The organism is Streptococcus mitis (assembly GCF_005844455.1).
Taxonomy (GTDB): Bacteria; Bacillota; Bacilli; order Lactobacillales; family Streptococcaceae; genus Streptococcus; species Streptococcus mitis_BF.
The window spans coordinates 1-10,273 of the sequence record NZ_SPGF01000064.1; the positions used below are offsets into that span (position 1 = coordinate 1).

At 40.6% G+C, this 10,273-nt stretch carries 11 protein-coding genes and 1 pseudogene; 7 read left to right on the forward strand and 5 right to left on the reverse strand.

Translation table 11 applies throughout. The annotated features are described in order from the left end of the window. A partial coding sequence (locus FGQ53_RS10050; RefSeq protein WP_212744428.1) for an IS630 transposase-related protein occupies positions 1–105 on the reverse strand: 105 nt, incomplete at its 3' end. Between the two features lie 155 nt (positions 106–260). Then, positions 261–1,607 carry an NADP-specific glutamate dehydrogenase gene (gene gdhA, locus FGQ53_RS10055; protein WP_138338418.1) on the reverse strand — a complete coding sequence of 449 codons (1,347 nt, stop codon included), beginning with the start codon at positions 1,605–1,607 and terminating at the stop codon, positions 261–263. Positions 1,608–1,848: 241 nt separating this feature from the next. On the opposite strand from gdhA, the gene FGQ53_RS10060 reads away from it, so the two are divergent. From FGQ53_RS10060 to FGQ53_RS10090, 7 genes are all read left to right on the forward strand, one after another. After that, positions 1,849–2,784, forward strand: coding sequence for a dihydroorotate oxidase (locus tag FGQ53_RS10060; RefSeq protein ID WP_138338421.1), 936 nt, complete (start codon positions 1,849–1,851; stop codon positions 2,782–2,784). A 33-nt stretch (positions 2,785–2,817) separates the two neighbouring features. Continuing rightward, entirely contained in the window at positions 2,818–3,846 is a 1,029-nt protein-coding gene (holA, locus tag FGQ53_RS10065; RefSeq protein WP_138338424.1) for a DNA polymerase III subunit delta, read from the forward strand. A 78-nt stretch (positions 3,847–3,924) separates the two neighbouring features. Beyond that, positions 3,925–4,530, forward strand: coding sequence for a superoxide dismutase SodA (gene sodA / locus FGQ53_RS10070; RefSeq protein WP_000974728.1), 606 nt, complete (start codon positions 3,925–3,927; stop codon positions 4,528–4,530). A 156-nt stretch (positions 4,531–4,686) separates the two neighbouring features. After that, on the forward strand, positions 4,687–5,217 hold the full coding sequence (locus FGQ53_RS10075; RefSeq protein WP_138338427.1) for a YutD family protein: 531 nt from the start codon (positions 4,687–4,689) through the stop codon (positions 5,215–5,217). A 20-nt stretch (positions 5,218–5,237) separates the two neighbouring features. Next, positions 5,238–6,323, forward strand: a complete 1,086-nt coding sequence (gene rlmN / locus FGQ53_RS10080) for a 23S rRNA (adenine(2503)-C(2))-methyltransferase RlmN (protein ID WP_000804762.1) — start codon at positions 5,238–5,240, stop codon at positions 6,321–6,323. Further along, the gene (locus tag FGQ53_RS10085; protein ID WP_138338430.1) at positions 6,323–6,796 is read left to right on the forward strand and encodes a VanZ family protein; all 474 of its coding nucleotides are present in this window, start codon (positions 6,323–6,325) and stop codon (positions 6,794–6,796) included. Before rlmN ends, FGQ53_RS10085 begins: the two co-directional genes overlap by 1 nt. A gap of 161 nt (positions 6,797–6,957) precedes the next feature. After that, the gene (locus FGQ53_RS10090; RefSeq protein ID WP_138338433.1) at positions 6,958–8,499 is read left to right on the forward strand and encodes an ABC-F family ATP-binding cassette domain-containing protein; all 1,542 of its coding nucleotides are present in this window, start codon (positions 6,958–6,960) and stop codon (positions 8,497–8,499) included. 139 nt (positions 8,500–8,638) lie between these two features. On the opposite strand, the gene FGQ53_RS10100 is transcribed toward FGQ53_RS10090, so the two are convergent. The 3 genes and pseudogenes from FGQ53_RS10100 to FGQ53_RS10110 all read right to left on the reverse strand — a co-directional run. After that, positions 8,639–9,463, reverse strand: coding sequence for a peptidylprolyl isomerase (locus tag FGQ53_RS10100; protein ID WP_138338436.1), 825 nt, complete (start codon positions 9,461–9,463; stop codon positions 8,639–8,641). 108 nt (positions 9,464–9,571) lie between these two features. Beyond that, entirely contained in the window at positions 9,572–9,781 is a 210-nt protein-coding gene (locus FGQ53_RS10105; RefSeq protein ID WP_138338439.1) for a hypothetical protein, read from the reverse strand. A gap of 16 nt (positions 9,782–9,797) precedes the next feature. Beyond that, a pseudogene (locus tag FGQ53_RS10110) lies at positions 9,798–10,273 on the reverse strand (transposase family protein); the annotation flags it as partial.

Consider the following 10,273-nt stretch of genomic DNA (forward strand, 5'->3'; position numbering starts at 1 on the left):
GAGAGTTCTGACGCCAACATCAAAAACTTTAGCTGCCTCGACATGGCTATGTCCTTCTTTGATGTAATCTAATGCTCCTTGTTTAAAATCTGTACTATATGTCATAGCTTTATTATAACATGCTTGTTTAAAACTAAGAAACTATAACAGCCATAACGTACTGTTTCAGATTCAATCTGCTATAATAAGCAAATATACCAACTGTTTAACTCAACATAAAAATCCCCAATCGGAGTGATTGAGGATTGAGCAAATGAATCTTAAACAATACCTTGTGCAATCATAGCGTTTGCTACATTTTCAAAGGCAGCAATGTTTGCTCCTGCAAGGTAGTCTTTATCAAGACCATATGTTTCTGAAGTTGTTTTAGCTGTGTTGAAGATGTTTGTCATGATGTCTTTGAGGCGTCCATCAACTTCTTCACGAGTCCATGAGAGACGAAGACTGTTTTGGCTCATTTCAAGGGCTGAAACAGCTACACCACCAGCGTTGGCAGCTTTTGCAGGTCCGTAGAAGACACCATTTTCTTTGTAAACTTTGATGGCATCAAGGTCGCTTGGCATGTTGGCACCTTCAGATACACAGATAACTCCTTGAGCAACCAAACGTTTAGCTGCTTCACCGTTGATTTCGTTTTGAGTAGCACATGGAAGAGCAATGTCATAGTTTCCAGCGTAAGTCCATACAGAACCTTCGTGGTAGGTTGCAGTTGCTTTTTCAGCAGCATACTCAGTCAAGCGAGCACGACGTTTTTCTTTAACATCTACCAAGAGATCAAAGTCGATACCGTTTTCATCGATGACATAACCATTTGAGTCAGACACAGAGATAACAGTTGCACCGAGTTCAGTCGCTTTTTGAAGAGTGTATTGAGCAACGTTGCCAGAACCTGAAATAACCACTTTCTTACCAGCAAAGCTGTTGCCGTTAGCTTTAAGCATTTCTTCAGTGTAGTAAACCAAACCATAACCAGTTGCTTCTGGACGAATCAAGCTACCACCAAATCCAAGAGGTTTACCAGTCAAGACACCAGCATCAAACTGGTTAAGGCGTTTGTATTGACCGTAAAGGTAACCAATTTCACGTCCACCAACACCGATATCACCAGCAGGTACGTCAAGTGATGGTCCGATGTGTTTTTGCAATTCAGTCATGAAGCTTTGGCAGAAGCGCATCACTTCAGCATCTGTTTTACCTTTAGGATCGAAGTCTGATCCACCTTTACCTCCACCGATAGGAAGTCCAGTCAAGACGTTTTTAAAGATTTGTTCAAATCCGAGGAATTTCAAAATCCCTTGGTTTACAGTTGGGTGGAAACGAAGTCCGCCTTTGTATGGTCCAACAGCTGAGTTGAATTGAACACGGTAACCACGGTTTACTTGAATTTTTCCATCACGGTCAACCCAAGGAACACGGAAAGAAATCACGCGCTCTGGCTCAGTGATACGTGCCAAGATATTTTCTTCGATATACTCAGGGTGTTTTTCAAATACAGGTTCTAAAGTGTTAAAAAATTCTTCAACAGCTTGGAGGAATTCAGCCTCGTGCCCGTTACGAGCTTTTACAGTTTCAAACACGCTTTGGATATATTCTTTAGCAGATGTCATATCGTTCTCCTTAAATTCTAATTTAATTATGTGTATCATTATAGCAGAATTTTTTTTAACTGTAAAGAGAAAAACAAAAATTTTCTAAAAATTCTATCAATTTAGTTTTAACATTTAGTTTTGAGGTTTTTTGAAAATCTATAAAAATACGAACGTTTTTCTTGTAAATATCTTTCTCAAAGAGAAAATGTGAAAATATGGTATAATATTAGCAATAAAAGGAATCTGGAGGAACAGAACCATGGTATCAACTAAAACACAGATTGCTGGTTTTGAGTTTGACAATTGTTTGATGAATGCAGCAGGTGTGGCTTGTATGACGATAGAGGAGCTGGAAGGGGTTAAAAACTCAGCGGCAGGAACTTTTGTGACCAAGACAGCGACCTTGGACTTTCGTCAGGGAAATCCTGAGCCACGTTATCAAGATGTTCCACTTGGTTCCATCAACTCTATGGGCTTGCCAAATAATGGCTTAGATTATTATTTGGATTATCTTTTGGATTTGCAGGAAAAAGAGCCGAACCGAACTTTCTTCCTTTCCCTAGTTGGAATGTCTCCAGAGGAAACTCATACTATTTTGAAAAAAGTCCAAGAGAGTGAGTTTCGTGGTCTGACTGAGCTAAACCTCTCTTGTCCCAATGTTCCAGGAAAACCTCAGATTGCTTATGATTTTGAGACAACAGACCGTATCTTGTCAGAGGTATTTGCCTACTTTACCAAACCTCTTGGGATTAAATTGCCACCATATTTTGATATTGTTCACTTTGATCAAGCGGCGGCTATTTTCAACAAATATCCGCTCAAGTTTGTCAACTGTGTTAACTCTATCGGAAATGGCCTTTATATAGAAGATGAGTCTGTCGTTATTCGTCCTAAGAATGGTTTTGGTGGGATTGGTGGAGAGTATATCAAACCGACTGCTCTAGCCAATGTTCACGCCTTTTATCAACGTTTAAATCCTCAAATCCAAATTATCGGAACAGGTGGCGTTCTGACTGGTCGAGATGCCTTTGAACATATCCTCTGTGGAGCGAGTATGGTGCAGGTGGGAACCACCCTTCACAAAGAAGGTGTCAGTGCTTTTGACCGCATTACCAATGAACTGAAAGAAATCATGGTGGAAAAAGGGTACGAAAACTTAGAAGATTTTCGTGGGAAATTACGCTATATTGATTAAATTAAATCGAAAAATCAGAAGAAAGGAGAGAAGATGCTAGCCATTGAAGAAAGTCAGAAGTTGACTTTATCAAATTTACCTAGCCTGAGCCTATTTACAGGGACAGATCAGGGCCAGTTTGAAGTGATGAAGAGTCAAGTGTTGAAACAGATTGGTTATGATTCTGCCGACCTCAACTTTGCCTACTTTGATATGAAAGAAGTGGTCTACAAGGATGTGGAATTGGAATTGGTCAGCCTTCCTTTCTTTGCTGATGAGAAAATCGTGATATTAGACCATTTTGTCGATATCACAACAGCCAAGAAACGTTTTTTAACAGATGATGAGCTCAAGTCATTTGAGGAATACCTTGACAATCCTTCGCCAACAACCAAGTTATTGATATTTGCGGAAGGAAAACTGGATAGTAAGAGACGGCTGGTCAAATTGCTCAAACGAGATGCGACTGTCTTTGATGCTATTGAACCCAAGGAACAAGAATTGCGCCAGTATTTCCAAAAGTGGAGCCAGAAACAAGGTCTGCAGTTTGTGGGGCAATCCTTTGAAAATCTACTCATCAAGTCTGGTTTTCAATTTAGCGAAATCCAGAAAAATCTCCTCTTTTTACAGTCCTATAAGGCGGATTCTGTTATCGAGGAAGAGGATATTGTCAGTGCTATTCCCAAGACCTTGCAGGACAATATTTTTGATTTAACTCAGTTTATTCTGACTAAAAAGATGGACCAGGCGCGCGAATTAGTTAGAGACTTGACCTTGCAAGGGGAAGATGAAATCAAGCTCATAGCTGTCATGTTAGGACAGTTTCGAACCTTTACCCAGGTGAAGATTTTATCAGAAGCTGGTCAGACGGACTCGCAGATTGCAAGCAGTCTGGGAACTTACTTGGGGCGCAATCCTAATCCTTATCAAATCAAGTTTGCACTGAGAGATTCGAGAGGACTTTCCTTGAGCTTTTTGAAGCAAGCTATTTCCTATTTGATTGAAACAGACTACCAGATTAAAACAGGTGTCTATGAAAAAGGCTACCTTTTTGAGAGAGCGCTGTTACAGATATCTAGCTAAGCGTAATGAGCATAAAACTTGAAAAAAGAGGATGATTGCGTTATCATCTTCATATAGAAAGAAAAAGAGGTATTACAGATGGCTATTATCTTACCAGATCTTCCATACGCATATGACGCTTTGGAACCATACATCGATGCGGAAACAATGCACTTGCACCATGACAAACACCACCAAACTTATGTCAACAATGCAAATGCAGCTCTTGAAAAACACCCTGAAATCGGTGAAGACCTTGAAGCTCTGCTTGCTGATGTAGACTCTATCCCAGCTGATATTCGCCAAGCGCTTATCAATAACGGTGGGGGACACTTGAACCACGCTCTTTTCTGGGAATTAATGACTCCTGAAAAAACTGCTCCTTCAGCAGAACTTGCAGCAGCGATCGACGCAACATTTGGTTCATTTGAAGAGTTCCAAGCGGCCTTTACAGCAGCAGCTACAACTCGTTTCGGTTCTGGATGGGCATGGTTGGTTGTCAACAAAGAAGGGAAGCTTGAAGTGACTTCAACAGCAAACCAAGACACACCAATCTCAGAAGGTAAAAAACCAATCTTGGGCTTGGATGTTTGGGAACATGCTTACTACGTGAAATACCGCAACGTGCGTCCTGACTATATCAAAGCTTTCTTCTCAGTTATTAACTGGAATAAAGTAGATGAATTGTACGCAGCTGCTAAATAATGGTATATGGAGGGAAGAATTGTTCTTCTCTTTTTTAGGTTATATGATTCTGGTCTGACAAAATCGTCAGACTTTTTTCATTTTTATGAGAAATGTGCTAACTGCTAGAAATTATGGTAGAATAGAGTATTAAGTAATCGTGAAAAAAGGATATCTATGCGAAAAGAAATTGCACCTGAATTATACAACTATAACAAGTTTCCTGGTCCTGAGTTTCATTTACACGGGGACAAGGTAGAAACGGAAGGGATAGCTTTTTCCTTGGTGGAAAACATCAAGGATGCCTTCGATGTGACGGCTTTTAATCAGCGTTTTTCAGAAGTCTTAACCAAGTTTGATTATATCGTGGGAGACTGGAGCAACGAACAGCTTCGCCTACGAGGTTTTTACAAGGATGACCGAACGGAAGAAAATATGGAAAAAATCAGTCGTTTACAAGACTACCTTTTAGAGTATTGTAGTTATGGTTGTGCCTATTTTGTTCTAGAAAATGAAGCACCTAAGCGCGCATCATTTGACAAGAAAATGCGTAAGAAGGAAGAAGAGACGCCTTCTAGAAAAGGAAAGAAACCGACTCAAACCAAACGAAAACCGAATGCAGATAAGAAAAATAGACGTCGTCAGAAAGACCAGCATTCTCAGAAAGAGGATAAGGGACAACGTCATTTTGTCATTCGTCAGAAGTGAGTAGAAAATAAGGAGAAGAAATGAAACCGTCAATTTATAGTTTAACACGTCAAACCATGCAGGAATGGGTATTGGAGCAGGGAGAAAAGAAATTCCGTGCTGATCAAATCTGGGAATGGCTTTACCGTAAACGTGTCCAGTCATTTGAAGAAATGACTAATCTTTCAAAAGATTTGATTGCTAAGCTCAATGACCAATTTGTGGTCAATCCCTTGAAACAGCGAATCGTTCAAGAGTCTGCTGATGGTACAGTTAAATATCTCTTTGAATTGCCTGATGGTATGTTGATTGAGACAGTATTGATGAGACAACACTATGGTTTGTCAGTCTGTGTGACCACTCAGGTCGGCTGTAATATCGGTTGTACCTTCTGTGCTTCTGGTTTGATCAAGAAGCAACGCGACCTCAATAATGGTGAAATTGTAGCGCAGATCATGCTGGTTCAGAAATACTTTGATGAGCGTGGTCAGGACGAACGCGTCAGCCATATCGTTGTCATGGGTATCGGTGAGCCTTTTGATAACTACAATAATGTCTTGAATTTCGTTCGGACCATCAATGATGACAAGGGAATGGCAATCGGAGCTCGTCACATCACGGTTTCAACCTCAGGTTTGGCCCATAAAATTCGTGATTTTGCTAATGAAGGAGTTCAGGTCAATCTTGCTGTTTCTCTTCACGCACCTAACAATGAATTGCGCTCAAGCATCATGAAGATTAACCGTGCCTTTCCGATTGAAAAACTCTTTGCAGCTATTGAGTATTATATCGAAACAACCAACCGTCGTGTAACCTTTGAATATATCATGCTCAATGAAGTTAACGACGGTGTTGAACAGGCCTTAGAATTGGCTGAATTACTCAAGAACATCAAGAAATTGTCTTATGTAAACTTGATTCCTTATAACCCAGTTAGTGAGCATGACCAATATAGTCGTAGTCCCAAAGAGCGCGTGATGGCCTTCTATGATACGCTTAAGAAAAAAGGAGTTAACTGTGTTGTTCGTCAAGAACATGGAACTGATATTGATGCAGCTTGTGGACAATTGCGTTCCAATACAATGAAACGTGACCGCCAGAAAGCAGTCGCAGCAGTCAATCCTTAATGATGAAAAAAACTCATAATTATATTTTGGTCTGGGGAGTCATTTTCTATAGCATTTGTATTGTCTACTTTTGTTTTACTCCTCAAGAACATTCTCCCGTGGGAGTGGAAACTCCAGGTATTCAACATCTTGGACGCCTGGTTTTTCTTTTGACTCCTTTCAATTCTTTCTGGAAACTGGGCCAAGTGAGTGATATGGGACAATTATGTTGGATTTTTTTACAAAATATCCTCAATGTCTTCTTGCTTTTTCCTCTGGTCTTTCAACTTATCTATCTCTTTCCAAGTTTAAGGAAAACAAAAAGAGTTCTTCTTTTTAGTTTTCTAGTGAGTCTTGGAATTGAGTGTACGCAGTTAGTTTTGGACCTTTTCTTTGATTTCAATCGCGTCTTTGAGATTGATGATTTGTGGACCAATGCCTTGGGTGGCTATTTGGCTTGGCTACTTTATAAACAATTACATAATACTCAATGAAAATCAAAGAGCAAACTAGGAAGCTAGCCGCAGGTTGCTCAAAGCACTGCTTTGAGGTTGTAGATAGAACTGACGAAGTCAGTAACATATATACGGCAAGGTGAAGCTGACGTGGTTTGAAGAGATTTTCGAAGAGTATAAAAACAAGATAAGGAATTAAAATGAGTATTTTAGAAGTTAAAAACTTGAGTCACGGTTTTGGTGACCGTGCAATTTTTGAAGATGTGTCCTTCCGTCTCCTCAAGGGAGAACATATCGGTCTAGTCGGTGCCAATGGTGAAGGGAAATCGACCTTTATGAGCATCGTAACTGGTAAGATGTTGCCAGATGAAGGGAAAGTTGAGTGGTCTAAATATGTGACAGCTGGTTACTTGGACCAGCACTCGGTCCTTGCTGAAGGGCAGTCGGTGCGTGATGTTCTCCGTACAGCCTTTGATGAGCTATTCAAAGCTGAAGCCCGTATCAATGACCTTTATATGGAAATGGCTGAAGACGGAGCGGATGTTGATGCTCTCATGGAAGAAGTTGGCGAACTTCAAGACCGTCTGGAGAGTCGTGATTTCTATACCTTGGATGCAAAGATTGATGAAGTGGTGCGTGCTCTTGGTGTCATGGACTTTGGCATGGATACGGATGTAACCTCTTTGTCAGGTGGACAAAGAACCAAGGTGCTTTTGGCTAAACTCCTCCTTGAAAAGCCCGATATCTTACTTTTGGATGAGCCGACCAACTACTTGGATGCTGAGCATATTGACTGGCTCAAGCGCTATCTCCAAAACTATGAAAATGCATTTGTCCTCATTTCACACGATATTCCATTCTTAAATGACGTTATCAATATCGTCTATCATGTGGAAAATCAACAGCTGACGCGTTACTCTGGTGACTACTACCAGTTCCAAGAAGTCTATGCCATGAAGAAATCTCAGTTAGAAGCGGCCTACGAACGTCAGCAGAAAGAGATTGCCGACCTCAAGGACTTCGTCGCTAGAAACAAAGCGCGTGTTGCAACACGAAATATGGCCATGTCTCGTCAGAAGAAACTCGACAAGATGGATATTATCGAACTGCAAAGTGAGAAACCAAAACCATCCTTTGATTTTAAACCAGCTCGTACACCTGGGCGCTTTATCTTCCAAGCTAAGGATTTGCAGATTGGTTATGACCGACCTCTTACTAAGCCTTTAAATCTTACCTTTGAACGCAATCAAAAGGTTGCCATTATCGGAGCAAATGGTATCGGGAAAACAACTCTCTTGAAGTCTCTCTTGGGAATTATCCCACCTATTGCAGGGGAAGTCGAACGCGGTGACTACCTAGAACTCGGTTACTTTGAACAGGAAGTAGAAGGAGGTAATCGCCAAACTCCTCTTGAAGCTGTCTGGAATGCCTTTCCAGCTCTCAACCAAGCAGAAGTCCGTGCAGCCCTTGCTCGTTGTGGTTTGACAACCAAGCATATCGAAAGCCAGATTCAGGTCTTGTCAGGTGGGGAACAAGCAAAAGTGCGTTTCTGTCTCTTGATGAATCGTGAAAACAATGTGTTAGTACTTGACGAGCCGACCAACCATTTGGATGTGGATGCCAAGGATGAACTCAAACGCGCTCTCAAAGAATACAAGGGATCGATTCTTATGGTCTGCCACGAACCAGATTTCTATGAAGGATGGATGGATCAAATCTGGGATTTTAATAATTTAACTTAAGAATGAGAGTAAAAGAAATACAGTACCGAATGTGGGTACTGTATTTTTTAGGTTTTTAAGATTTAATACTCTTCGAAAATCTCTTCAAACCGCGTCAACGTCGCCTTGCCGTACTCAAGTACAGCCTGCGGCTAGTTTCCTAGTTTGCTCTTTGATTTTCATTGAGTATAAAATCGTAGTCTTTCACTACTTCGATACTATCGATAGTAATAGCAGTAGTTGGTTTGTCTTTCTCATCTTTTTCGGCTTTAGCGATCTTATCTACAACATCCATACCGTCAATCACTTGGCCAAAGACTGGGTGTTTGCCATCTAGACTAGGATTTCCACCTTCTTTATAGGCTTTGATGATTTTCTTTGGATACTTGCTTGTAGGGAGTTTAGCAGAGGTATCTGTAGAGTTTTGGTTGATGAAGAATTGGCTACCATTGGTGTTTGGTTGACCAGTATTAGCCATAGCAAGAGCCCCACGGATGTTATAGAGATAAGGAGTGATTTCGTTTTTGAAACCAGTTCCCTTGTCCTTAGTTTTATCCTTGTCATGCCAGATAGACTGACCACCTGTACCATCTCCTTTTGGATCTCCAGTTTGGACCATAAAGCCATCGATGACACGGTGGAAGGTAATGCCGTTATAGTAGCCTTCTTTGGCATGAGTGAGGAAGTTTTCAACTGCTAGAGGAGCCAGTTTAGGAAAGAGTTTAATGCGGATATCGCCTTGACTTGTGTGGAGAATTACTTCGGCTTCATCTTCAGCAACTTCCTTAGAAAGTTGAGGGAAATTGGCATTCTCATTTGTTAAAGCATCGTTTAAGTCCTTGGCTGATTGGGCTGCTGCTTTAGAGCTCTCTTCAACGGCCAAGCTAGAATCCACATAATCATCACCACGCAAACTACGTTGGATACTGCTACATCCAGCAAGGGCTACAGTAGATAGTAAAAGAAGGGTTGCTAGTTTTTTCATTCTGTTCCTCTCAAAAATTCATTTCTACCATTGTACCCTAAAAGGAAGTGGATTTCAAATATTAGTGACAAGACAGTTTTAGAGAAAATCAACCCCAAAGTTGCTTGATTAAAGATTTTTCTTTGGATGACGGTCGATAATGTCCTGGTACTGTTCCAGTATCTGTTCCCCCTTTGGAGTCAATTTGTAGCCACGAATTGCAAATTGACTTGCTAATTCTTCTTCTGAAAAGTTGTCATGAAGGGCTTGGTCCAGATCGGCAGCCTTCATCTTAGATAGTTCTGCAATTCTCTTGCTTTTCAAAATATTCTTTTTCATTAGACTTCCTGCGAAACTAAAATCCTAGTTCACGGTTGATAATTCCAGCAATCAAATTCATTCGTAATCCAAACCGTTTGCGTCGATTTCGATAGGTTGTTGAAAATATTTTAAACGTTTTTACTTTGGCAAAAATATTCTCAACCTTGATTCTCTCTTTAGATAGCACATGGTTATAGGCTTTATCTTCAAGAGTTAGTGGCTTCAGTTTGCTTGATTTCCTCGGAGTTTGCGCTTGTGAATACATCTTCATGAGTCCTTGATAACCACTGTCTGCCAAGATTTTACCAGCTTGTCCGATATTTCTGCGACTCATTTTGAACAATTTCATATCGTGGCAATAGTTCACAGCGATATCCAAAGAAACAATTCTCCCTTGGCTTGTAACAATCGCCTGAGCCTTCAATAGCATGACATTTCTTTTTACCAGAATAATTGGCTAGTTGATTTTTTTAGGACGATTGATTTTTACCTCTGTTGCATCCACAATCA